This window comes from Listeria grayi DSM 20601, from assembly GCF_000148995.1.
GTDB lineage: Bacteria > Bacillota > Bacilli > Lactobacillales > Listeriaceae > Listeria > Listeria grayi.
Genome location: NZ_GL538353.1, coordinates 643940 through 668807 on the forward strand (window position 1 = coordinate 643940; position 24868 = coordinate 668807).

The following is a 24868-nucleotide window of genomic DNA, read 5'->3' on the forward strand; positions in this document are numbered from 1 at the left end:
AGGGCGTCTTTTTTAATCTTTTTTATCGTTGTCTTTCTTGTCCTTTTTGTCTTTGTTGGCGTCTTTATTCTTATCGTTATCTTTGTCTTTGTCTTTATCCTTATCTTTGTTGTTGTCAGCAGGATCGTTATTGGTTTCCTCTTTCGGGATTGCTACACTGGTGCTAGCGGAACCACTCGTCTGCCCATCTTTTTTAGCGACGACGCTTATGCTCACAGTGGAGCCTGCTTTCCCGCCGCTGACTTCGATCGCAGTGGAGCTGACAGTCGATGCGGAGCCATTTACAGTAACGACGTAAGAAGAAGCACCGGAGACACCGTTCCAAGAGACGCGAATGATTTTACGGCTCTGGTCATACTTAGCAGATAAATTGCTAGGGGCATCTAGTTTATCTTTTTCCGTATCTTCTTTTTTGTCTTTATCCTTGTCTTGGTCGTCTTCTTTTTTATCCTTATCCTTATCATCTTTCTTATCGGCATCTTTATCTTTTTTCGGAGCCGAAGCTGTTTTAGCAGGTAAATGACCGGATAAGAATAGTTCGTAGCTGACTTGATCACTAGGAGTGCCAGATGCTGCTCGAACGACCGGATCGCTGCCTTTGATCACTGGGATGCGGACGACATTGCTTGGCATTTGGAAATCACTTGTTTGTCTATTTGCGGAAACATGTCCCATCAATGCGCTGAACATTCGTTGAGAGATTCGCTGCTCATCTGGAGACAGGTATTTTGCCTCGCTCTTCTTATCATTGTTGTAGCCGGTCCAAACAGCAATACTGTAATTGGTAGAATAGCCAGCAAACCAAGCATCACGGGCAGCGCCGCTTGGATAATAGTGTTTTGCTGCTTGTTCAGCAGAGAAGTTCGTTGTACCAGTTTTACCTGCAACCGGTACACCAGGTACAGCGGCTGTAGTACCAGTTCCGACTTTCAGTACATCTTTGAGAACATCCGTTACCATATAAGCAGTGGATTCTTTCATCGCACGCGACGATTTTGGTTCCATGTCGATACTTGTTTTTCCATCTGAAAGCACGATTTTTTCAACAGCATGCGGCTTGGTATAATTTCCATCGTTGCCGAATGCTGCATAGGCGCCTGCTAATTGTAGCGGACTTGCTTCATTTGCACCGATCGCAAAAGATTCGACGTAATCTTTCAGCGGATAATCCATACCAAGTTTGCTTGCAAATGATTGGGAGTTTTCCAGCCCAACAGCTTGGAGTGTCTTCAAAGCAGGAATGTTTCGCGACTGGTAAAGTGCAGCGCGAAGGGACATTTTTCCTTTAAAGCCAAAGTCGAAGTCATTGATCGGAACGCCGTTGGAATACGTATATTTGGAATCATCCAGCACGTGAGCGGTAGACCAATTCAAATATTCAAAGGCAGGACCGTAATCAGCAATAGGTTTCATGGTAGAACCGACCGAACGTTTTAGTTGCGTCGCATAATTATAACCACGCTGTACTTTTTGATTACGAGCACCGCCGATCGCATAGATACGACCATTTTTCGTATCCGTCATTACGATACCGGCTTGCATATCTTTATCGCTGTAATTAACGATTTCATTGGTGTTCATCATTTTTTCAGTATATTTTTGAGCATCTTGATCAAGGGAAGTATGGATCGTTAGGCCATCTCGGTAAACATCGTATTTTTTCGGGATCTCATTCAGCACTTGTGTCACATAGGCATCATATTTGTAAGTCTTATCATTACGTTTGGCAAGTGATACCAGTCCTTTTTTGATCGGTGTTGCGATCGCCTTATCCATGTCTTCTTTACTGATTTTGTTATGTTTATACATATTGTGCAGTACCGTGTTGCGGCGTTCTTTTGCAGCTTTGGGATGTTCATAGGGGTTATAGCTGTTCGGGCTTTGCGGCATTCCACCGATAAGCGCCGTTTCTGGAAGTGTCAGTTTGTCGAGTTTCTTCCCATAATAATGTTCCGCTGCTGTCTGCATGCCGTGAACACGGTCAGACATGTAAACTTTATTGACGTAGATCTCTAAAATATCGTTTTTGCTGTATTTTTCTTCAAGTTGCAGGGCAAGCCAAGCTTCTTGCGATTTACGAGCAAGCGTTTTGTTGGTGTAGTCTAAGTAGGACATCTTGATGATCTGCTGAGAAAGGGTACTTGCGCCTTCCGCACCGAAACCATCTTTGATATTGGCTACGACTGCTCCGCCAAAACGGATCGGATCGATTCCGTCATGTTGATAGAAGCGGCTGTCCTCGGTGGAGAGGATCGCATCTTTTAATTTCTGCGGAATTGCTTTGTATTCAATATATTCGCGCTGTTCGGTCCCCACTTCAGCAAAGACCTTGCCATCTTTATCCAATATCTTGGAGGAAAGCGGGTCGCGCAGTTTCGAGTCTACTAATTTTGGTGCTTCTTTTGCATAATGGTAAAACACAGCAGCTCCGACTGTAATACCAGAGAAAGCACAGAATAAAGCGGCAAAGAAAATAATTTTAAATATCAATAGCGGGATATTCCGCTTTTTAGATTGCGCTTTTTTAGCTGTTGCTGGTTGTTTTTTAGTTGTTTTGCGGTACTGAGATCTTGTCTGTGGTTTGTCTGCCATTAAAAATCTCCCTCCTTTTAAAAGACTTGATCAAAAGTAAATTTTATCGATAATCGTCAAAAAATCAAGTCGTGGATTTAGACCATAAGGAATCAGGTCTGCCTTTTCACGTATTTCCGCAAGCGTGATCGACTTTCTTCCGCCGCTCAGCATACGTTCCCAGAATGGGTAAAAAGATTGAAAAGGTATAAAATAACATTCTTGTAGCGTCCGAAAAGAAATAATAACAAACACGATCGCGTCTTGTTTTAACACATGTTGCATATGCGTGATCTGATGTTCGTGCATATTCTGCAATGGGAAAGAAGTCGTGCTAGTCGTTTCTTTCGCTTCAAAGTCTAAATATCTTCCTTTATAAACACCGTTATAGTCCGTAGTAGAAGGCTGCTTAAAATAAGCTTCTTTAATCTTGGCGTTGCTTCGTTTGGGATAATCAACACCTACGATTTGGATAGGCGTCGGTTTCTTGTGGATCACTGCCTTTTCTGCCTCGAGGTAATAGAGATTCGTATCGTTAAGATCATCTTCCAAAGACATTCCGCGGCGACCGTAATCAATAACTCCTTTTTGTTTTTTCGAGACCTGTTTGTGGATCTCCTTTTTTTTACCATTCGGATAGCCAATCGCCAATTTTTTTCACCTCAATCATTCAAAAACATTCTATTCGTGGACTATCCCTTATTATAACAAATAAAAATTATTTTAGTAGTCATTGAGGTGGATTTTGTAAAACAAGAACACACTTTCGCCTTGGGGGAGCAGGACTTTTCAGGATTTTAAAGATTTATTTAAATTTTTTCAAAAAAAGTAAAGGAAAACAGCAATAGGGTCGAAATGATGTTTTTCTGCCCGCAGGTATGCTATATTGAACATAGAATCTGACAAAGGATGTTACGGAAAATGAAAGAATTAAAAGAAAAAACAGAAGCGCTCTTGGAGCAAAATGAAAAAAATTGGCAGCTTTATCTGGAAAACCGTGATTCCCAGCAACCTTTCGATTTTTATGAAGATATGAAACCATTTGTCGATGAAGCGAAACGTCGCTGTGATGCGTTTTTGCTGGTGGCTTTGCCTTGGGTGATTTCGGAACGTCCGCTTTACTTGGGCGAGCTGCAGCTGAATCAAGCTGCGGAGAATATTCAAATGACCGCCGTCAACGCATTTAATGGTAAATCTTTTTACAAGCATTTCGTTGATCATTATGAATCAAGCAAATATACATTATCAAAAATCCTTTTGCTGTTGGAACGAAAAGAGGACACGCTGTGAAAAGTGTTTTTGTTACCGGTTATAAAAATTTTGAGCTGGGAATCTTCAAAAAAGATGCCCCCGAAGCGACCTACATAAAGGAAGCGATCCGCAGAGAACTGGTCGCCATGATCGAAGACGGATTGGAATGGGTCATTATTTCTGGACAGCTGGGAATCGAGCTTTGGGCAGGAGAAGTCGTGGCCGAATGCAAATGGAAAGGTTATGATGTCAAATTAGCAGTCCTCGAACCTTTTTTAGAGCAGCAAAGTAAATGGAATGAGCAAAATCAGCTCTGGTATGCGGAAGTATTAGCAGACGCTGACTATCAGGCTGCGATCACGAATCGTCCCTATGAGAATCCGCGCCAATTCCAGCTACGTGATCAATTTATCATCGACAACACGGATGGCGTGCTGATGGTCTATGATGCAGAGCGGGAAGGAAGCCCGAAGTTTTTCTACGATCGAGTGCGGCAGGTACAGGAAAGGGAAGCATATCTCCTTCGTGTGATCGATTTTTATGCGCTCCAAGAAGTAGTAGAAGACATGAACAGTGATTTTTAACAGGAAAGATTTTGCTTTTTTGCGGAATAAGATTGACAAAAGCCGTGATATTTGGAAGAATAGGTATAAGAATGATAAATATTATGTTAGCACATAAATAGAGGTGAAGTATAATGGCTTCTGAACAGTTTGAATATAATTTAACAGCCAAAGAAATTTTAGAAAAAGAATTTAAAACCGGACTTCGCGGATATAATCCGGAAGATGTGGACGAATTTTTAGATTTAGTGATCAAAGATTATGGAAGTTTTACGCAAGAAATAGAAACACTACGAGAAGAAAACATCCGCTTGGTGCAAGCCTTAGACGAAACGCCTAAACGCTCTGCAAGTTCGCAAGTAGACTCGGCACCTGTTCAGCCTGTCGGAACAACGAATTTCGACATTTTGAAACGGTTGTCCAACTTAGAAAAGCATGTTTTCGGCAACAAATTGAATGACAATTATTAAATAAAAAATGAAATAACGTTCGGATAATCGCTGCTTGATCGCAGAGGAAAGTCCATGCTCGCACAGTGCTGAGATGCCTGTAGTGATCGTGCTTGGTGAAACAATAAGCCAAGGCAGAGCCACCAAACTCTGACGGCAGGTAAACCATCTAAGTCGTAAGATATGATGTAGTAGCCTTGAAAGTGCCACAGTGACGAAGTTCTGATAGAAATGTCAGAAGTGGAACGCGGTAAACCCCACGAGCGAGAAACTCAAACTATGGTAGGGGCACTTTTCCCGAGGAAATTGAACAAGGGAAGAGGTGCGAATTAATTCGCGCAGATAGATGATTATCGATTTACTGTTATCCTGTACGCAGTAATGAACAGAACATGGCTTATAGAACGTTATTTTCAGGATGAATTTAAATGAAACAGCGGAACGGCACAAGTCTGTCCCGCTGCAAGATAGAAAAACGGCGTTGTTTCGCCATTTTTCAAAAATTGGAGCTGTTTCAGGAGTGAAACAGCTTTTTTTGATAATGAAAAAAAGATAAGGGAATGAACTGACATGGACAAATTTCAATTAGTCGCTACCGCGGCTTCAGGTTTAGAAGCTATCGTCGGCAAAGAAGTACGCCGCTTGGGTTATGAGGCAAAAGTAGATAATGGTAAGGTATATTTTGAAGGAGATAAGTTGGCGATCGCACGGACGAATTTGTGGCTGCGTGTGGCTGACCGTGTCAAGATCGTCGTGGGTAGATTCAACGCGACGACTTTTGATGAGCTGTTTGAAAAAACAAAGGCATTACCGTGGGAAAACTTTTTACCATTGGATGCTAATTTTCCTGTAGCCGGAAAATCGGTAAAATCAACCTTATATAGTGTGCCCGATTGTCAGGCGATCGTGAAAAAAGCAGTAGTTAATCGCTTGTCCGATAAATATCGCCGTTCTGGTAGACTGATGGAAACAGGCGCACTTTTCAAACTGGAAGTAGCTTTGTTAAAAGATGAAGTTACGATCACATTAGATACGAGCGGAGCAGGCTTACATAAACGTGGCTATCGTACTGCCCAAGGTGCGGCGCCGCTGAAAGAAACCATGGCAGCAGCACTTGTATTATTAACAAACTGGCATCCCGACCGCCCGTTTTATGATCCGGTCTGCGGTTCTGGTACGATTCCGATCGAAGCGGCATTGATCGGTCAAAACATCGCCCCTGGATTCAACCGGACTTTTGCTTCGGAAAAGTGGGATTGGATGCCTGCCTCGATATGGGAAAAAGCACGGAGTGAGGCAGAGGAATTGGCGAATTATGATCAGCCGCTCCATATCGCAGCTTCTGACATCGATCACCGCTTGGTAGAGATCGCGAAGCAAAATGCGATCGAAGCTGGCCTTGGAGATTTGATCCATTTCAAACAGATGCAACTGAAAGATTTCCATACAGAAGACGAATACGGCGTTATGGTAGCCAACCCGCCTTACGGGGAACGGTTGGAAGATGAAGAAGCAGTCCGTGAGCTTTATGAAGAAATGGGACAGATCTTTGCAACGATCCCGACTTGGTCCTTCTATGTCTTGACGTCGCTGGAAACATTTGAAGAAGCGTTCGGTAAGAAAGCGACTAAAAAACGAAAATTATATAACGGATACCTGCGTACGGACCTTTATCAATATTGGGGCCCGCGTCCGAAAAGAATGGAAACGGAGGAATAATCATGTCAGAAGAAACAGCAGAGTTACAAGCAGAGTTTTTAGCCTACATTCGTAAAATCGAAGCCGTCAGCGAAGCATTGGAATTAGTATTTTGGGATCTGCGAACCAAAGCCCCAGCTAAAGGCATGCAGCAGCGTTCCGAAGTAGTCAGCGTCCTTTCCAGCGAGATTTTTGACATGAAAACGTCTACCGAAATGGCCGCATTTATTGCCGAGTTAGCGCCAGTAAAAGAGCAACTGGATGAAGTTACGCGCAAGACATTAGAAGTTTCTCAAAAAGAATATGAATGGAATAAAAAAATCCCGGCGAAAGAATATGCCGCTTATACCAAATTGGTCGCGCAAGGCGAAACCGCATGGGCGGAAGCACGCGAAGCAAAAGATTTTGGCATACTGGAGCCTTATTTGACTGAGATCATCGCAATGAAACGCCGCTTTGTAGCATATTGGGGATATGAAGCAGATAAGTATGATACGCTACTGGATCAATATGAACCAGGAATGACAGTTGCCTTGCTGGATGATGTTTTTGCCAAATTGCGCAAAGGGATCACAGCTTTGCGCGAAAAGATCGCGGCTAGTGATTCGGAACCAAACCGCGATATCTTGAAAGTCAGTATTTCCAAAGAAAAACAAAAAGCATTCAGTATTTCTATTTTAGAAAAAATGGGCTTTGATTTTGAAGCAGGAAGACTAGACGATACGATCCACCCGTTTGCGATCGGAATGAACCCCGGCGATGTCCGAATCACCACCCGCTATGACGAAGCTAATTTCAAAATGGCTGTCTTTGGAATCATCCATGAAGGCGGACATGCAATCTATGAGCAGAACTTTGCACCGAGATTAGTAGGAACAAACCTAGCGAGCGGTGCTTCCATGGGTATCCACGAATCACAATCGCTGTTTTACGAGATCATCGTCGGTTCTAGTTTGGCATTTTGGAAAAGTAATTATCCGGCGCTTCAGCAAGTTGCAGATTCGCACCTGGATAATGTCAGCTTGGAAGATTTTTACCGAGCTGTGAATTTGACGGAAAGTTCGCTGATCCGGATCGAAGCAGATATTCTAACTTATCCACTGCACATCATGATTCGCTATGAGTTGGAAAAAGCATTGATCAATGAAGAACTGGAAGTGAAAGATCTGCCGCAAGTATGGGCTGACAAATATGAAGCCTATTTAGGTATTAGACCGGAAAATGATACAGAAGGCGTTCTGCAAGATATCCACTGGTCGGGAGGCGATTTCGGTTATTTCCCTTCTTACGCACTTGGTTTAATGTATGCAGCGCAAATGTATCATCAGTTGCAGAAAGAGATCCCGAATGTGGAAAAAGTGATCGCAAGTGATGATTATTCGCCAATCAAAAATTGGCTTACCGAGCATGTCCATCAGTACGGCAAGCTCAAAGAACCATTGGAGATTTTACAAGATACAACTGGAGAATCCCTGAACCCGAATTATTTATTAGACCTACTGGAAAAAAGATATCAGTTCGTTTATCAATTAGATTGACCAGCAAGCAGCAAAGCTGTATAATTGGTTTTTATTACGTATCGAACACTTATATAATTGCCATAATAGGGATGGCGCGTTTCTACCCGGTTACCGTAAATGACTGGACTATAAGTGAGATAGAAGTTGACGGTAGGCGTATATCCTATTGTCTTGGCTTGTTCTCACTAGAGAACAAGCTTTTTTTATTTATTGAGGGAGAGTGACATACTATGCAATTGTTGGAAAACTATATTCGCGAAAAAGGAACGGTTTTAGAAGGAAATGTGTTGAAGGTAGATAGTTTCCTGAATCATCAGATCGATCCGGAACTGATGGATAAAATGGGAGAGGCGTTTGCCGAGCGATTCCGTGAGGCAGGAATCACCAAGATCGTAACGATCGAATCATCCGGCATTGCACCGGCAGTCTTTGCTGGTTTAAAGCTGGGGGTACCAGTTATTTTTGCCCGCAAGAAAAAGTCTGTGACACTAACTGATAATCTTTATACCAGCACCGTGTATTCGTATACCAAAAAAGAAAGCAATGAGATCGCCGTTTCAAAAGCTTTTTTAGAGGCTGATGATCGTTTACTGCTGATCGATGACTTTTTAGCGAACGGGCAAGCGATCATTGGATTGCTTGAGATCGCCGAAATGAGCGGTGCAGAAGTAGTCGGTATTGGAATCGTTATTGAAAAATCTTTTCAGCAGGGCCGCACATTAGTAGAAAAAACGGGTGTGCCGATTTATTCACTTGCTCGGATCGCGTCATTGTCAGATAAGGGAATTGAATTTGTGAGGGAGGATTGAGCCATGTTTGGTAAAGGGAAATTGACGCTTTTAGGTGTGCAACATGTACTGGCGATGTATGCCGGTGCAGTGATCGTTCCACTTTTGATCGGTGGTGCGTTGCATTTTTCACCAGCGCAAATGACTTATTTAGTTTCCATTGATATTTTTATGTGCGGGGTAGCGACCTGTCTGCAATTATTCGTCAATCGCTTCTTTGGGATCGGGTTGCCAGTGATCTTGGGCTGTGCCGTTCAAGCAATCGCGCCAATCATTTTGATCGGGCAGTCGATGAGTATCAGTGCGATCTATGGTGCGATCATTGTGTCAGGAGTGTTCGTATTCTTGATCGCACCATTCTTCTCCATGATCGTCCGCTTTTTTCCGCCAGTTGTTACTGGTTCTGTCGTAACCGTGATCGGGCTGACACTTATTCCAGTTGCGATCAATAATCTGGCTGGAGGGGAAGGCGCGAAAGATTTCGGTTCGCCGTATAATCTAGCTTTAGGATTTGGGACATTATTATTGATTATTCTTATTTTTAAATTTGGCAAAGGTTTTTTACGAGCGATTGCAGTATTGATCGGGCTGCTTGCCGGGAGTATCGTGGACGCTTTTACAAGAGGACTCTCGCTCAGTGCAGTGAGCGAAGCGACTTGGCTACATTTGCCGACGCCATTTTACTTTGGGATGCCGTCGTTCCATGCTTCTGCTATCATCACGATGATCTTGATCTCACTTGTCAGCATGGTCGAATCAACAGGCGTTTACTTTGCGCTTTCGGATATTACTGGCCAAAAATTGAAAGCAAATGATCTGACGAAGGGATATCGATCAGAAGGGCTGGCTATCATTCTCGGCGGGATCTTCAATACTTTTCCCTACACTGCGTATTCACAGAATGTCGGATTAGTACAATTATCAGGCGTAAAAACGAAAAAAGTGATGTATATCGCAGCGGGATTTTTACTCGTACTTGGTTTAGTACCAAAAATCGGTGCATTGACGACCACGATCCCGACCGCTGTTCTCGGCGGCGCGATGGTGGCTATGTTTGGAATGGTCGTTGCCCAGGGGATCAAAATGCTGGGTAAAGTCGACTTTGCTTCTCAGGAAAATCTGCTTATCATTGCCTGTTCCGTTGGTGTGGGACTTGGTGTGACAGCTGTTCCGAATTTATTCCACGTTTTGCCGGCTTTTTTACAGCTGTTCACAAGCAACGGAATCGTAGCAGGAAGCATTACCGCTATTCTGCTAAATATTATTTTCAATATCCGGCTTGCACCAAAAGAAAAAACAAAGCTGCAGGAATCTTCTGTAGAACAATAAAGGAGAGACACAGCGTAAAATACGCTGTGTTTTTTTGTGCAAATGACTTGTAATGAAGAAGAAAGAGGTGTATGATGTAAAACGTAATCATTACGATTTGAAAAAGAAAAAGGAGGATCATTATGGCAAAAAAATCGAAAATCGCCAAACATGAACGTCAAGTGGCTACGGCTCTTAAATATGCAGAAATACGCAAAGAACTGAAAGCAGCTGGTGATTATGAAGGACTACGCAAACTTCCTCGCGATGCGTCGCCGACACGTATCCATAATCGTTGTGCACTAACAGGGCGTCCCCATGGCTACATGCGTAAATTTGACATGTCTCGCATCCGGTTCCGCGAATTGGCTCACAAAGGTCAGATTCCTGGCGTGAAAAAAGCGAGCTGGTAAACCGGTTTTTTCTCTATTGGTATTATGATACAATGGACTACAATAGAGAAGAAACGAGGTAATCATGCATGGTTAGCAAACAAGAAAACTTATTAGTAGTCGATGGGATGGCCTTGTTATTCCGCGCCTTTTATGCGACCGCTGTATCCAAACAATTTATGTTCAACCAAGATGGCATTCCCACAAACGGCGTCCAAGGATTTATGAAACATTTGCTGGCAGCACTTCGGCAAAGTGATCCAACCCACGCACTTATTTGTTGGGATATGGGCTCTAAGACATTTCGCAATGAATTGTACGACGGCTATAAGGCCAACCGCACGGCTCCACCAGAAGAAATGATCCCGCAGTTTGATTTGGCAAAAGAAGTAGCTGCTGGATTCGGCTTTGTGAATGTGGGTGTTCCCGGTTATGAAGCAGATGATTGTATCGGTACGATCACGGCATCGCTAGGGCAAAGCCTTTCTACGACGGTCTTGAGTGGCGATAAAGATCTGCTTCAGCTGCTTTCTCCGTCCAATCAAGTGTGGATCATGCAGAAGGGCTTTGGCAATTATAAGCGTTATGATGAAGCGACTTTTTATGAAGAAATGGGCATCACACCAAAACAATTTATCGACGTCAAGGCGTTGATGGGGGATACCTCAGACGGATATCCAGGTGTACGCGGGATCGGAGAAAAAACAGCGTTGACATTGATCCAAACGTTTGGCTCGATCGAAGGCGTCCTTGCCAACTTGGAACAACTGAAACCAGCTCAGAAACGTAAGATCCAAGAAGATTTGGCAATGCTGGAACTGAGCCGGCAGCTTGCCGAGATCCACGTAGCTGTTCCGCTTGAAGTAAATTATGAGCAGTGCAGATTTGATGGTTTCCATTCTTCAGCCCAGGATGTTATTCAGCAATACGGATTGAAAATGTTGGCACGTGAATTTTTATAAGCGGAAAGCACAGTCCCGATTCGGGGCTGTGCTTTTTTTGTTAGTGATCATGTTGTGAAAAGTTCTTGCAGCATTAAATGAAGAGCCGTCTTGGTCCGTGCCTCAAGATCAAATTGACCGCGAGTCAAGATCCAAGTGATCACATTTCCGCGGATAGCAGAGTAAAGGATCTCAAAGGCTGCTTCTGCCGTATAATCTGCTTTTAGCAGATGCTTTTCTTCGGCTTCCAGCAATAATTCCTGAAGCGTGGCCAGCATTGTCCATTCTTTGAGTGGCTTTGTTTTGTCCATAGCTTCTGAAAAGAAAGTCATATAGGTGAGTGTCGTCACATCGATTCCTTTTTCCATAACAAAGGGAATCTTCAGCCATAAAAAATACGTTATTTTTTCTGCAACGGATGCTTCTGGATGCTCCTTTAGAAAAGCTGGGAATTTAGTGGTAATAAGCTTTTCATAGTCCGAAAAGAATATCTCTCGAACGATATCTTCTTTCGATTTAAAATGAACATAAAAAGTTCCCGTCGAAACGCCAGCTCGTTTTGTAATGCTGCTGACGGTCGTATTTTCATAACCATTTTCTTGAATAAGTTCGACTGCCGCTTGATAAAGCATCTCAGCAGTCTTCTTTTTTTGCAATTGGCGATTGGTAAGCATGTTCTATCGACACTCCTATACGCTTTAATTTAAGGTACCATTATTATACCCCTTGCAATTAGAAAAGAAAAGGTCTATAATGAATGCGTTCAGTGAATATATTCATCGTTAATGAGTATTTAGCTGGAGGAGAATGCTAGATAAGAGAGGGGAAAGAATATGAATACCGTACTTATTACAGGTGGAGGTTCCGGCATTGGCTGGAAATTGGCAGAACGTTATTTAAAACAAGGGGATCGCGTCATTATTTGCGGACGAAATGAGCAGAAATTGGCAGATGTTCAAGCGGCGCATCCAGAAGTAATCACAAGAAAATGTGATTTAACGAATGAAGCTGAGCGTATTGCCTTAGTAGATTGGATCAGCGCGGATCACCCGGAAACGAATATTCTCGTGAACAACGCAGGCATCCAGCAAAGATTTAATCTTTTAAAAGCAGATGTGCGAAATAATTGGGATTATTACTTGCAGGAAATAAAAGCAAACGAAGAAGCTACAATCCACTTAGCGATTTTATTTAGCCAATTATTTGCAGAAAAAGAACAAGCAACGATCGTAAATGTTTCTTCTGGTCTGGCGATCATTCCAATGGTCATCAGCCCGATTTATTCCGCCTCGAAAGCAGCGGTCCATGCTTTCACGATGGCTTTGCGTCATCAGCTTTCTGAAACAGCTATCAAAGTCATTGAAATTTTGCCACCAGCAGTCAATACTGATTTAGGTGGTACAGGACTTCATAATAACGGAGAAGATGCCGACGAATTTGCCGACAGTGTTTTCCGCGATATGCAAGCTGGCAAAGAAGAAATCGGCTTTGCACATTCGGCAAAAGTACTGGAAATGTCGCGTAAAGAAATCAATGAAACTGTTGCTGGAATGTATCAGAAAATGAAAGCAGAGATCGAATAAAAGCAGGTATATTACTTTTATAGAAAGCTAATATCCCCTATACTAAAGAAAAAGGCTAATGGTTAGAGAGGGTGGCTGCTTTGGACATTATACAGGCAGATTTCAACAATCCGAAATTAATCGAGCTACTGGAACTTCATTTACAAGATATGTATGCGACCTCACCAAAGGAAAGCGTCCATGCTTTGGCAATCGAAGAACTGCAAGCGGAGCATATTTCTTTTTGGACGCTGACGGATGGCAATGATATTTTGGGATGCGTGGCACTAAAAGAATTAGCAGCAGATCACGGCGAACTCAAATCGCTGAAAACACATCCGCAGTTTTTAAAACGAGGCGTAGCAAAACGGCTTGTCGAATTTGCCATACAAAAGGCGCAAGAACGTCATTATCAACGCATCAGTTTGGAAACCGGAACGGAACCATATTTTATCCCTGCGCAGCATTTATACAAAAAATTAGGTTTTATAGAGACATTGCCTTTTGGATCTTATCAAGAAGATCCGAATAGCTGTTTTATGCAAAAAGACCTCTGAAAATGGAGCGCCAACATAATTTTATTATTTTCAAGTAAGCACAGTAATGTCACATTGCTGTGTTTTTTTTCGGGAAAGGGACCAATTACCCATTGCAAAAACGAACGTGTGTTCTTATAATGAAAGAGAAATGGAATTACGAAAGTTGGTAGGTGCAATGAACCCAGTATTCGATTATCAACATGCACCTAGAAGAGTCATCTTGGCAGTAGATATCAAAAGTTATTTTGCGAGTGTCGAATGTGCGATCCGCGGATTGGATCCATTTAAGACCAATCTAGTGGTCGTGAGCGATCTGCAACAAAAAGGAGGCGTTATTTTAGCAGCTACCCCTGCGATGAAAAAAAACTATGGCATCAATACCACGAATCGGCTTTTTGAAGTCCCGAACGATCCGTCTGTCAAAATTGTTGAGCCACATATGCAGATGTATATTGACATGAATATGAAGATCCAGCAGCTTTTTTACCACTACACGGAGAAGAAGTTTGTTCATGTATACAGTATTGATGAAGCTTTCCTAGATGTCACTGGCAGTGTTCGGCTCTATGGCGGGTTGGCTAATTTAGTGCAAGCGCTGCAGCAAGAAATGTATAAACAGTTTCGCCTTTACTGCACGATCGGGATCGGAGATAATCCACTGCTTGCAAAACTGGCAATGGATAACGAAGCAAAACATCGAGAAAGCGGGATCGCTTATTGGAATTACGAGAATATCCCTGAAAAAATCTGGCAGATCAAGCGTTTGACGGATTTTTGGGGGATCGGGAGAAGAACGGCTTTAAGGTTGGAAAAGCTGGGTATCTATACGATCAAAAGTTTAGCACACGCATCGCTGACCGCCTTAAAGAAAGAATTTGGCATTATCGGCGAGCAGCTTTTTTATCATGCAAATGGTTTAGACTACACGCGGCTTGACCAAGCGATCCAGACATTGGAAAAAAGCTATGGAGGAAATCAGATTTTGATGCGTGACTATCATCTGCAAGCGGAGGTAGAGGTAGTGATCGCGGAAATGGTGGATAATGTAGCAGAGCGTCTGCGCAACCACTCTGCGGTCGGAGATTTTATTCGGCTTTCGATCGGAAATAGCGCGCATTCGACCATCAAAGGGTTTTCTAGGCAAATGAAGCTGCATACAGCTACGAATTTAACATGGCAATTTCAAGAAGCCTTTCTACGGCTTTTTCGTAAATACTACGAAGGGGATGCTGTGAGGTCGATTGGAATATCGATCGGCGGAGTGACACCCGAAAGCTATCATCAGCTCAATTTATTTGCTAGCCCTGAGATACTGGAAGAAAAGCGGCGGTTGGATTTTACGATCGACCAGATCAGAGGTCGGTACGGCAAGCAGGCGATCATGCGCGCCGTTAGTTATACAGCCTCAGGGAATGGGATTATACGTAACGGCAAGGTTGGCGGACATAAAAAATAACACGCATTCTGACATGTTCATTTGCGCTGAGATTGAATTGCGCGCCGTGCTAATTCATCCGCTTTCCGGTTTTTGGTCACAGAACGCCATTCAATAAAAAATAAAGAGAAATGAGAGATAAGCTGTAAGATCTCTTCCAAATGCGGTTTGAAAAGCGGGTTTTTGACAAAGCGCTTTTCAATCGCTTCAATGGCTACTTTAGAGTCTGAGTAAACCCGGACAAAAGCGGTTTCTCCCAACTTGACAGCACGGCGGAGACCAAGTTTGATCGCAATGAATTCAGCTTCGTGGTTTGTCATCGTTCCTAGCGGGATCGCTAATTGTTCGTGCAGTTCGCCCTGGCTAAGTACGATGCCAGCACCGCTCAATCCGGGATTGCCAGCTGAAGCAGCATCGACAAAAATTTCCATCATCAAAAACCTCCTTATATCATCGTCCTTTTATTATAAACAACCTCATAAAAAATGTCTTGAAAGAGGGGATCTTTCAAGACATTTATAAGGACTAGCACGTGACTAGCAAATTTTAAGATAATTTTTCAATGTTAGCTGCTTGTGGTCCGCGATTACCTTCGACAACTTCAAAACTTACAGATTGTCCTTCTTCTAGTGTTTTGTAGCCGTCACCTTGAATTGCAGTGAAGTGAGCAAAGATATCCTCACCATTTTCGGTTTCGATGAAGCCATAGCCTTTTTCGTTGTTGAACCATTTTACTTTCCCATTTTGCATGTTTGAATCCTCCCATTTTATCGGTGACACATCGTAAAGATGAATACTGACTTACAATATATAGCGCTTACATTTCAAGGCAGTCAAATACTCATGGATACAAGTCAGCCTAAATTCATAAAGACTTGCTTTATGATAACTTTACTATAAACAATTGTTCGGATATCGTCAAGAATATTTTTTAACTTTTGCCGATTTTGGAACAACAAGTGTGACATGAGAACGTGTGAGGACATATATTGCTTCCTTCCTTTGCTTTTCTATAGTACAATGGAAGTGTTAATTCTGAAAGTTGGAGGGAGTAATATGCCAACACCGAGCATGGAAGATTATATCGAAAAAATTTACTCGCTTATAGAAAAGAAGGGTTATGCACGTGTTTCCGACATTGCCGACGAACTTTTCGTACATCCGAGTTCTGTTACAAAAATGGTGCAGAAGCTAGATAAAGATGAGTATCTGGTATATGAAAAATACCGGGGGCTAGTACTGACGCCAAAGGGAAAAAAAGTTGGGAAACGTTTATTAGAGCGGCATACACTGCTGGAACGATTTCTAACGATCATTGGTGTAGAAGAAGAACATATTTATCATGATGTTGAAGGAATCGAGCATCACTTGAGTTGGAATTCTATTGACCGTATTGGTGATGTGGTGCAATATTTTGAGGAAAATGAAGCTGCGCAGCAAAAACTAAAGGAACTGCAAGCGAAACAAGGAGAATAAAGGAGAGACGGATAGGCGGGTGAGATAGCATATCCTCTTTTCATTTGTGTCCAAAAGGAGAAATAAATACATAATTGGAGGGGAAGCGACATGGCGAGCCACGTGAAATCAGATATCGAGATTGCGACAGCAGCGGAGATTTTGCCAATTACCGAAGTTGCAGCGAAAATTGGGTTAGAAGAAGAAAATTTAGAACTGTACGGAAAAAATAAAGCAAAATTGACTTATCAGACACTCCAATCATTAGAACAAAAAGAAGATGGGAAACTGATCTTGGTAACGGCGATCAATCCTACACCAGCAGGGGAAGGGAAATCTACGGTGACAGTCGGCTTAGGCGATGCACTTTCTCAAAAAGAGAAACAGACAGTCATTGCGCTCCGCGAACCTTCTTTAGGACCAACGATGGGGATCAAAGGCGGCGCGACTGGTGGCGGTTATGCACAAGTGATCCCGATGGAAGACATCAACCTGCATTTTACTGGGGATTTTCATGCCATTACGGCAGCGAACAATGCTTTGTCAGCTTTTATCGATAATCATATGCAGCAGGGCAATGAGATGCAGCTAGATGGCCGTAGAATCGCGTGGAAACGAGTTGTGGATTTGAACGACCGTGCATTGCGGCATGTTGTGGTAGGACTTGGCGGGCCGATTCAAGGGGTGCCACGTGAAGATGGCTTCGATATCACGGTTGCTTCGGAAATCATGGCGATTATTTGTTTAGCCAGTGACCTTGCCGATTTGAAAAAACGGCTGAGCGAGATCGTCGTCGGTTACACGTTTGGACGCGAACCTGTCACAGTGGGTGAACTTGGTTTTGAAGGTGCGTTGACGTTGCTTTTGAAGGATGCATTGAAGCCTAATCTAGTCCAAACACTAGAACACACGCCCGCTATCGTCCATGGGGGCCCATTTGCTAATATCGCACACGGCTGTAATAGTATCCAAGCCACAAAAGCTGCCTTGAAACTAGGGGATTATGTGGTAACGGAAGCAGGATTCGGTGCGGACCTTGGTGCGGAAAAATTCTTGGATATCAAAGTGCCAGTACTAGGAAAAGCACCAGACTGCGTGGTGATCGTGGCAACGATCCGGGCATTGAAAATGCACGGTGGTGTGGCGAAATCCGATTTAGCAGAAGAAAATGTCGCAGCTTTGAATGCTGGATTTGCCAATTTGGAAAAACATGCAGAATCGATCCACCATTACCAGCTGCCGTTTGTCATCGCCATCAATAAATTTATTACTGATACAGACGCAGAAGTAGAGGCGCTGCAGGAATTATGTGCCGAAGCGGGTTTCCCGGTCTCCCTTACAGAAGTTTGGGAAAAAGGTGGCAGCGGCGGAGTAGATCTTGCAGAACAGGTCATTCGGGTGATCGACAAAGATGAAGCAGACTACAAACGACTTTATGACGATGCAGAAACAATGGAAGTGAAATTAGATAAGATCGTGACGAAAGTTTACGGCGCTATTGGGGTCGAGCTTTCGACAAAGGCGCAAAAACAAATTGAAACATTCAAGAAATACGGTTGGGACCGTTATCCGATCTGCATGGCAAAAACGCAGTATTCTTTATCTGATGATGCCGCGAAGCTAGGACGTCCGGAAGATTTTGTTATCCACATTCGAGAATTCATTCCAAAATTAGGAGCAGGTTTTGTCGTAGCACTGACAGGCGATGTGATGACAATGCCGGGACTTCCGAAAAAACCGGCGGCACTGCAAATGGATGTAGATGAAAACGGACATGCGATCGGTTTGTTTTAAATAACGAAAGAGCAGCGGAAAATCATTTCGCTGCTCTTTTTTATTATTGAAATTTACTTGCGTTCAGCAGTTCGTAAACATGATTGTTTACCTGCCCAAAGGAAGCGATGTTGTTTTGGATATTGGAAAATAAAACAACAAACGTTTTGCCAGTATGACTAAAACTATTGGAAACATTCCATCCATTTAGCACACCATGATTATTATAGCTGCCAGGATCGACATAAAACCCAAAGCCATAACCGGAAGAGCTGCCTTTGGTGAACATTTCCTTGTAGCTATCGGCATTGATCAATTTCTTGGTGCTTAAAGCCTTGTCAAATAAATACATATCGTAGGGCCGCATATACATGTTCCCTACTCCGAACAATTGCGAGAGATCAGGAAGGCTTGGGGTCATGTATGTGCCATCCTGCTTTAAATAATAGCCAGTAGAAGCATGTTTGTTTTTGGCAAAGTCTTTGTAAAAACCAGCATCTCTAATACCGGCAGGCTTGAAGACATGTGCTTTTAAATAGCTTTCCAGTGATTGTTTACTTAATTTTTCTACTAAATAGGCTAAGACGGTATAATTGGAATCCAGATAATGCCAAGTACCGGGTTGGATGAGGATGCCTTGTTTTTCAATATCCTTCACCAGTGCTTTTGGTGTGATCGCATTTTGCCCTTCCGTATGACCGACGATTCCTGATGTGTGTGTCAGAAGATTGCGGATCTTGATATTTTTCCCGTTTGGAAAATCGGGGAAGTAAGTAGCGATCGGATCGTCAATAGTCAATTGATGCTTTTCCTGTAGCTGCATGATACTGGTGGCAATAAATGCTTTTTGAGCGGAACCAATGTAGTAAACTGTTTGATTGGTATTTGCTTTTTTTTGCTCCCGATCAGCATAGCCATAACTTTTATGGAGGATTATTTTCCCGTTTCGAACCACGATGGCGGTACCGCTGAAATGAAGGGAAGACAAATAGCTGTCCAATACCGGCAGCTTACTGATGGTTTTCGTTTGTTTAGCTTTTTGTTGAGGGGCTTTAGCTTTCTTTTTTGAAAGGTTTTCGGATTGGATAGGTTCTTTTTTTGACGACGCAGGCTTATCCGTGGCAGTTTGCGACGGCCAAGCCATTTTCACAGCAATGACAGCAATAAGCAATAAAAAAAGAAGAATGAGTAGCTGACGGCGCCTTTTGCGGCGGCGATTCATCTCTGAGCGTGTTTTCTTTGGTGGATACATGGACATACTCCTAGCAGTTAATAAGTTTATATCTCCACAATAGGACAAAAGTCAGCAGATTTCAAGGGGAGAAATAAAAGGAAACAGAAAGATTTTTATAAGGGAAAATTAAATTCTCCTTACTTATCTCCTTTCCTTTTTCCGGTTTTTCTTTTAAAATAAATAAGACTGAAGGAAAGTAGTTGATAAGGAATGAAACAATTAAAAATAGAAGATATTACCAAAACCTATGGTGAAAAAACACTTTTTCAAGATATTTCCCTAACCATTACGGAAGGCGAACGAATCGGATTTATTGGTGTCAATGGTACAGGTAAGTCTTCACTGCTGCAAATCATCAGTGGGAAAGATGCCCCGGATAAAGGCGAAGTGACCAAACCGAAAGATTACCGGATCGGTTATTTGTCGCAAGATCCTGCACTCCCGGAAGAAGCCACGATCTTAGATGCGATCTTCCAAGGCGAGACCGAGAGCTTGAAAGCGATCCGTATGTATGAAAAAGCTTTGCCCTTGATGGAGAAGCATCCAGAAGACAGCGATGCGCTAGCTGCTTATGAACAGGCGAGCAGAAAAATGGAAGCCAGTTCGGCGTGGGATGTGGAAACAGAAGCGAAGATGATCGTGGAGAAACTAGGGATCAATAATCTAGGGATGAAGATCAAATCGCTATCAGGTGGACAGCGCAAACGGGTCGGACTCAGTCAAGTGCTGATCGAAACACCTGATCTGCTCATTTTAGACGAGCCTACCAACCATTTAGACTATGCCTCAATCAAATGGCTGACCGATTATTTAAAACGCTTTAAGGGTGCCGTGCTGCTCGTGACGCATGACCGTTATTTCTTAGATCAGGTAACCAATCATATTGTCGAGCTGGATCAAGGCAATCTTTACCGCTACATCGGTAATTATGAGAAGTTTATCGAAGCAAAAGCTGTCCGTGTGGAAAATGAAGCGAAAGAAGTCGACAAAAATAAAAATCTCTATCGGCGGGAATTGGCGTGGATGAGGCGCGGACCGCAAGGCAGAGGGACAAAGCAAGAAGCGCGTAAATCGAGATTTCAAGATTTGGAAACAAAAGTAAAAACAAAAACCGATTCCTCTGAGCTGGAATTGGATTTTCAAACAGCGCGTCTTGGGAAAGATGTCTTTGAGATCAAACACCTTTCCAAAGCTTTCGCTGAGCAACCGATCCTTACAGATGTCAATCTGATCATCCAACCTGGCGAACGTATCGGGATAACCGGCAGTAATGGTACTGGAAAATCGACGCTGCTCAATTTATTGGCAGGCAGATTGACTCCCGATAGCGGGGAACTCGCAATTGGTCAGACGGTCAACATCGGCTACTACACGCAGCAGAATGAAGACCTAGATCCTGATAAACGGATCATTACCTATCTGCAGGAAATCGGCAATCAAGTAGAAACGGCAGGCGGCGAAGTTTTAAGTGTCAGTGCGATGCTGGAAAAATTCCTTTTTCCGCCGCAAATGCATGGCAACAAGATCAGCAGTTTATCAGGTGGGGAAAAACGACGGCTCTTCCTGCTGAAAATTTTGATGGAACGACCAAATGTCTTGCTTCTGGATGAACCGACCAATGACTTGGATACACAAACACTGACTGTGCTCGAAGATTATTTGGAAAGCTATGCGGGAACGGTCATCACGGTCAGCCACGATCGCTATTTTCTAGACAAAGTAGCAGCGCGCCTGCTGATTTTCAAAGGCAGAGGCGAGATAACGACATTTTATGGCGCCTATACGGATTATTTGGATACAGAAGAAGCGACCGAAAAAAAGGCAGCGAAACCAAAGAAAACAATAATGGAAGAGGCTAAACCTGAGCCAAAACAAAAGACACGATTGTCTTACCAAGAGCAACGCGAGTGGGACACGATCGAAGCAGATATCGAACAGTTAGAACAAGCGATTATCAAGGCTAACCAAGAACTGGAGGCAACAGGTGCAGATTATACCAGAGCATCTGAAATCAGTGCCGGGATCGAATCGATGGAAAGCGAGCTAGAAACGAAAATGGAGCGCTGGGAATATTTGTCGATGTATGTAAACGAAGGAGGAAGACGATGAAACAGTATCTAGAACTAGAAAAATTTGTACTGGAACACGGCACGCAAAAAGGAGATCGAACTGGAACTGGAACGATCAGTACATTTGGGTATCAAATGCGCTTTGACCTTGCAAAAGGGTTTCCGATCTTAACCACAAAACGAGTAGCTTTCAGACTAGTGGTCAGCGAGTTATTGTGGTTCCTGCACGGGGATACGAATATACGCTACCTTCTGCAGCACAACAACAATATCTGGAATGAATGGGCCTTTGAAAGATATGTCAAAAGCGAAGCATACAAAGGACCTGACATGACGGATTTCGGCTTGCGGGCTGAAAAAGATGCAGCTTTCCGGGAAGTATATAAACAAGAAATGGAAGCATTCAAGCAAGCGATTTTAACCGACGAAGCCTTTGCAGCTACTTACGGGGAGCTGGGAAACATTTATGGAAAACAATGGCGGGAATGGAAAACGTCGAGCGGAGAAACGATTGATCAATTGAAAGAAGTGATCGAAGCTATCAAAAAGACACCTGATTCCAGACGTCTGATCGTTTCTGCATGGAATCCGGAAGATGTGCCGACTATGGCGCTTCCTCCTTGCCATACTATGTTTCAGTTCTATGTAGCAGATGGAAAACTATCGTGTCAATTATATCAGCGTAGTGCAGATATTTTCCTAGGTGTGCCTTTTAATATTGCGAGCTACGCACTGCTGACTCATCTGATCGCGCGCGAAACGGGGCTGGAAGTCGGTGAATTTATCCATACGATGGGTGATGCGCATTTATATAATAACCATATCGAACAAGTGAAGGAACAACTGAGCCGCGAGCCGAAAGCATTGCCGACGCTGCGATTAGCCGAAGAACCGGCGAGTATTTTTGATTTTGAGGTAGCGGATATTTCGTTAGAAGGCTACGAACCACACCCGGCGATCAAAGCGCCGATCTCAGTATAAAAGGAGGTCACAGAAAATGATCAATTTGATTTGGGCCCAAGATGCGAATGGCAACATCGGCAAAGACAACCAAATGCCTTGGCGACTGCCAGCTGATCTGGCTTACTTTAAAAAACAAACGACCGGCAAGACGATCGTGATGGGTAGAAAAACATATGACTCGCTTGGAAAAGCACTGCCAAACCGGGAAAATATCGTATTGACGAGAGATCCAGAGCTGACATTGGCAGATGCTTCTGTCGTCCATACAAAGGCAGACATTTTAAAGCGTGCGGAAAAAGAAGCTATTTTTATTATCGGCGGCGCACAGATCTATGCTTTATTTGCGGATGATGCAGATCGCCTCTATGTCACAAAAATCGCAGCCACCTTTGACGCAGATACGGCATTTCCTGTCTTGGACTGGTCGGCCTTTCGATTAGTCCAAGAGACCCCTGGTCACATCGATGAAAAAAATAAGTATCCGCATGCATTTCTTGTTTATGAACGTGAGCAGGAGATCCAATGAATCGATTATCAAAACTGGCAGCCGCAAAACAATTACTAGCAGCACATTTGTCGCTATATCAGTGTCCACTCTGTAAAACAAGCTTTCATACGAATGACGCCGGCTCGTTCGTATGTGAGCGGGGGCATCAATTCGATGTTTCCAAACCGGGCTATCTATATCTGCTGGCGCATGGAAATAAAACGAAATATGATAAAGTACTGTTTGAAGCACGTCACCACATTGCGGAAGCGGGTTTTTTTCAGGGGCTGACGCAGCGTTTGACAGAATTGCTTGAAACCCTTCCGCACGGTGTCGTGCTTGATGCTGGAAGCGGGGAAGGCAGTCAGCTGGCCGCGATCAAGCAGCTAACGGGTGAGGAGTATACTTATATCGGTGTGGATATTGCGAAAGAAGGAATCAAACAAGCTGCTCGTGACTTTTCGGATATCTTGTGGGCGGTAGCAGATCTGGCAAATAGTCCGTTTGCTTCCCGCAGTGTAGATGTGATTTTGAATATTTTATCGCCTTCCAATTATGAAGAATTTGCCCGGATCTTAAAGCCCGGCGGCTATTTGTTAAAAGTCGTTCCGGAAACTGATTATCTGCAGGAATTGCGCCAATTTGACCCGCGTTTGCAGGAAAGCTATTCTAACCAAGAAGTGCTGGACCGCTTCCGTGCTTCATTTGAATGGATCGGCAGTGAACGGCTGACTTACACGGCTGAACTTCCGCCAGAACGAGTACCTGATCTGCTGACGATGACGCCGCTTGGCTGGCATTTAAAGGCGGAAGATAAGGAAGCTTTACTGACGCAGACTACTTATACAGTGGATTACCGTATTTTAGTCGGCAAAGCAAAATAACAGCGGGAGGAGGCGTGGCGATGCGAATTGGCATGCGAACGATAAAAACAGCAGTGGGTGCCTGTATTGCGATATGGATCGCCAACTGGCTCTCGCTGGATTATGCCGTTTCTGCAGGTGTGATCACGATTTTAAGTATCCAAAACACTAAAAAAAGCTCTTTGCAGCTAGCGTATCAGCGATTATTCTCAGCAATCCTTGCCCTAGCGGTTGCAGCGCTTTGTTTTTACGTGATCGGCTTTAATGCGCTTGCGTTCGGCTTTGCATTGCTGATATTTATTCCGCTAGCAGTTCGATTTAAACTGACGGACGGTATTGTGGTCAGTTCTGTCTTGATGACGCATCTTTTAGTAGAGCGTGTGATAACAGTCGGATTGTTTGCCAATGAATTGCTGCTGATGGCAGTCGGTGCGGGAATCGCGATTTTGCTGAATCTATACATGCCGAAAATGGAAAATCGGATCAAAGCGAGTCAGAAACATATCGAGCAACTGATGCGTTCGATTTTGAGTGGCATGGCGGATCAACTTGCAAATCAAGTGTCGTTCGAGGATAGGGATCAGGAGCTGCCGGGACTGCATCTGGCGTTGCTCGAGGCCAAACAGGCGGCTACAAATCATAGTGAGAACCAGTTTTTCAAGCAGGAACAGTATTATCTACAATACATGGATATGCGGCTGGTTCAATACCAGATCCTGCTGCAGATGAAAGAGCATTTAGTAACACTTTCAGAAGATACATTTTACAGTAAGGAATTAGCGAAGATCACGCAGAAAACAGCGGATTCGTTATCCGAAGAAAATCCCGCCGATGAACTAGTGGCGGCAGTCACGGAGCTCGTTCATCAATTTCGGGAGAGCGAATTGCCACAGACACGAAATGAGTTTGAGCATCGGGCAAAACTGTTTCAATATATGAATGATCTGCGATACTTTTTAGAGATCAAGCGCAATTTTATCCAGCGCGTATAAAAAAATCCCCTCGGC

At 43.4% G+C, this 24868-nt stretch carries 25 protein-coding genes, 1 other RNA gene and 1 riboswitch; of the genes, 20 read left to right on the forward strand and 6 right to left on the reverse strand.

Annotation, left to right across the window (positions count from 1 at the left end; translation table 11 throughout):
- Positions 1–12: 12 nt before the first annotated feature.
- A complete protein-coding gene (locus HMPREF0556_RS10650) occupies positions 13–2592 on the reverse strand; it encodes a transglycosylase domain-containing protein (protein ID WP_003758455.1) in 2580 nt (859 codons plus the stop codon).
- 30 nt (positions 2593–2622) lie between these two features.
- A complete protein-coding gene (gene recU, locus HMPREF0556_RS10655; protein WP_003758457.1) occupies positions 2623–3222 on the reverse strand; it encodes a Holliday junction resolvase RecU in 600 nt (199 codons plus the stop codon).
- Positions 3223–3492: 270 nt separating this feature from the next.
- Here recU and HMPREF0556_RS10660 point away from each other — a divergent pair, with 270 nt between their 5' ends.
- The 10 genes from HMPREF0556_RS10660 (at position 3493) to HMPREF0556_RS10700 (ending at position 11502) form a co-directional block, all read left to right on the forward strand.
- A complete protein-coding gene (locus HMPREF0556_RS10660; protein WP_036107046.1) occupies positions 3493–3861 on the forward strand; it encodes a YppE family protein in 369 nt (122 codons plus the stop codon).
- Positions 3858–4406: an SLOG family protein gene (locus HMPREF0556_RS10665; RefSeq protein WP_003758460.1), complete on the forward strand. Its 549-nt coding sequence runs from the start codon at positions 3858–3860 to the stop codon at positions 4404–4406. The genes HMPREF0556_RS10660 and HMPREF0556_RS10665 overlap by 4 nt, the downstream gene beginning before the upstream one ends.
- 113 nt (positions 4407–4519) lie before the next feature.
- Entirely contained in the window at positions 4520–4855 is a 336-nt protein-coding gene (gene gpsB / locus HMPREF0556_RS10670) for a cell division regulator GpsB (protein ID WP_003758462.1), read from the forward strand.
- Between the two features lie 15 nt (positions 4856–4870).
- Positions 4871–5239, forward strand: an RNA gene (gene rnpB / locus HMPREF0556_RS13220) — RNase P RNA component class B.
- Between the two features lie 165 nt (positions 5240–5404).
- Complete coding sequence (locus tag HMPREF0556_RS10675; protein WP_003758465.1) at positions 5405–6553, forward strand: THUMP domain-containing class I SAM-dependent RNA methyltransferase; 1149 nt, start codon at positions 5405–5407, stop codon at positions 6551–6553.
- 2 nt (positions 6554–6555) lie between these two features.
- A complete protein-coding gene (locus tag HMPREF0556_RS10680; RefSeq protein ID WP_003758467.1) occupies positions 6556–8070 on the forward strand; it encodes a carboxypeptidase M32 in 1515 nt (504 codons plus the stop codon).
- Between the two features lie 29 nt (positions 8071–8099).
- A riboswitch (purine riboswitch) is annotated at positions 8100–8201 on the forward strand.
- An 81-nt stretch (positions 8202–8282) separates the two neighbouring features.
- Positions 8283–8861 carry a xanthine phosphoribosyltransferase gene (locus HMPREF0556_RS10685; RefSeq protein WP_003758468.1) on the forward strand — a complete coding sequence of 193 codons (579 nt, stop codon included), beginning with the start codon at positions 8283–8285 and terminating at the stop codon, positions 8859–8861.
- 3 nt (positions 8862–8864) lie between these two features.
- Complete coding sequence (locus tag HMPREF0556_RS10690; protein WP_003758469.1) at positions 8865–10169, forward strand: nucleobase:cation symporter-2 family protein; 1305 nt, start codon at positions 8865–8867, stop codon at positions 10167–10169.
- A 122-nt stretch (positions 10170–10291) separates the two neighbouring features.
- Positions 10292–10561 carry a 30S ribosomal protein S14 gene (gene rpsN / locus HMPREF0556_RS10695; protein WP_003758471.1) on the forward strand — a complete coding sequence of 90 codons (270 nt, stop codon included), beginning with the start codon at positions 10292–10294 and terminating at the stop codon, positions 10559–10561.
- A 68-nt stretch (positions 10562–10629) separates the two neighbouring features.
- Positions 10630–11502 (forward strand): 5'-3' exonuclease, encoded by an 873-nt coding sequence (locus HMPREF0556_RS10700; protein ID WP_003758473.1) that lies wholly within the window; start codon positions 10630–10632, stop codon positions 11500–11502.
- Between the two features lie 47 nt (positions 11503–11549).
- Here HMPREF0556_RS10700 and HMPREF0556_RS13060 read toward each other — a convergent pair whose 3' ends face one another.
- Positions 11550–12155 carry a TetR/AcrR family transcriptional regulator gene (locus HMPREF0556_RS13060; protein ID WP_003758476.1) on the reverse strand — a complete coding sequence of 202 codons (606 nt, stop codon included), beginning with the start codon at positions 12153–12155 and terminating at the stop codon, positions 11550–11552.
- Between the two features lie 159 nt (positions 12156–12314).
- Between HMPREF0556_RS13060 and HMPREF0556_RS10710 the strand changes: the two genes are divergently transcribed.
- The 3 genes from HMPREF0556_RS10710 to HMPREF0556_RS10720 all read left to right on the forward strand — a co-directional run bounded on the left by HMPREF0556_RS10710 (position 12315) and on the right by HMPREF0556_RS10720 (position 15038).
- On the forward strand, positions 12315–13064 hold the full coding sequence (locus HMPREF0556_RS10710) for an SDR family oxidoreductase (protein WP_003758478.1): 750 nt from the start codon (positions 12315–12317) through the stop codon (positions 13062–13064).
- Between the two features lie 71 nt (positions 13065–13135).
- Complete coding sequence (locus tag HMPREF0556_RS10715) at positions 13136–13600, forward strand: GNAT family N-acetyltransferase (RefSeq protein WP_003758480.1); 465 nt, start codon at positions 13136–13138, stop codon at positions 13598–13600.
- A gap of 130 nt (positions 13601–13730) precedes the next feature.
- Positions 13731–15038 carry a DNA-directed DNA polymerase subunit UmuC gene (locus HMPREF0556_RS10720; protein ID WP_003758481.1) on the forward strand — a complete coding sequence of 436 codons (1308 nt, stop codon included), beginning with the start codon at positions 13731–13733 and terminating at the stop codon, positions 15036–15038.
- A gap of 17 nt (positions 15039–15055) precedes the next feature.
- Here the strand turns inward: HMPREF0556_RS10720 and HMPREF0556_RS10725 are convergent, their stop codons facing one another.
- Entirely contained in the window at positions 15056–15448 is a 393-nt protein-coding gene (locus tag HMPREF0556_RS10725) for a ribonuclease HI family protein (RefSeq protein ID WP_050777036.1), read from the reverse strand.
- Between the two features lie 115 nt (positions 15449–15563).
- Complete coding sequence (gene cspD / locus HMPREF0556_RS10730; protein ID WP_003758486.1) at positions 15564–15767, reverse strand: cold-shock protein CspD; 204 nt, start codon at positions 15765–15767, stop codon at positions 15564–15566.
- A gap of 306 nt (positions 15768–16073) precedes the next feature.
- Between cspD and mntR the strand changes: the two genes are divergently transcribed.
- Both mntR and HMPREF0556_RS10740 read left to right on the forward strand, forming a co-directional pair.
- Complete coding sequence (mntR, locus tag HMPREF0556_RS10735) at positions 16074–16493, forward strand: transcriptional regulator MntR (protein ID WP_040486773.1); 420 nt, start codon at positions 16074–16076, stop codon at positions 16491–16493.
- Positions 16494–16583: 90 nt separating this feature from the next.
- Positions 16584–18266, forward strand: coding sequence for a formate--tetrahydrofolate ligase (locus HMPREF0556_RS10740; protein ID WP_003758493.1), 1683 nt, complete (start codon positions 16584–16586; stop codon positions 18264–18266).
- 43 nt (positions 18267–18309) lie between these two features.
- Here HMPREF0556_RS10740 and HMPREF0556_RS10745 read toward each other — a convergent pair whose 3' ends face one another.
- Positions 18310–19497 carry a serine hydrolase domain-containing protein gene (locus HMPREF0556_RS10745; protein ID WP_003758495.1) on the reverse strand — a complete coding sequence of 396 codons (1188 nt, stop codon included), beginning with the start codon at positions 19495–19497 and terminating at the stop codon, positions 18310–18312.
- A gap of 192 nt (positions 19498–19689) precedes the next feature.
- On the opposite strand from HMPREF0556_RS10745, the gene abc-f reads away from it, so the two are divergent.
- The 5 genes from abc-f to HMPREF0556_RS10770 are packed head-to-tail and all read left to right on the forward strand — an operon-like array spanning position 19690 to position 24853.
- On the forward strand, positions 19690–21588 hold the full coding sequence (abc-f, locus tag HMPREF0556_RS10750) for a ribosomal protection-like ABC-F family protein (RefSeq protein ID WP_003758497.1): 1899 nt from the start codon (positions 19690–19692) through the stop codon (positions 21586–21588).
- Positions 21585–22529, forward strand: coding sequence for a thymidylate synthase (locus tag HMPREF0556_RS10755; RefSeq protein WP_003758499.1), 945 nt, complete (start codon positions 21585–21587; stop codon positions 22527–22529). The genes abc-f and HMPREF0556_RS10755 overlap by 4 nt, the downstream gene beginning before the upstream one ends.
- Positions 22530–22545: 16 nt before the next feature.
- A complete protein-coding gene (locus HMPREF0556_RS10760; protein WP_003758501.1) occupies positions 22546–23037 on the forward strand; it encodes a dihydrofolate reductase in 492 nt (163 codons plus the stop codon).
- Complete coding sequence (locus tag HMPREF0556_RS10765; RefSeq protein WP_003758503.1) at positions 23034–23882, forward strand: methyltransferase domain-containing protein; 849 nt, start codon at positions 23034–23036, stop codon at positions 23880–23882. The genes HMPREF0556_RS10760 and HMPREF0556_RS10765 overlap by 4 nt, the downstream gene beginning before the upstream one ends.
- 20 nt (positions 23883–23902) lie before the next feature.
- A complete protein-coding gene (locus tag HMPREF0556_RS10770) occupies positions 23903–24853 on the forward strand; it encodes an aromatic acid exporter family protein (protein WP_003758505.1) in 951 nt (316 codons plus the stop codon).
- Positions 24854–24868 lie beyond the last annotated feature (15 nt).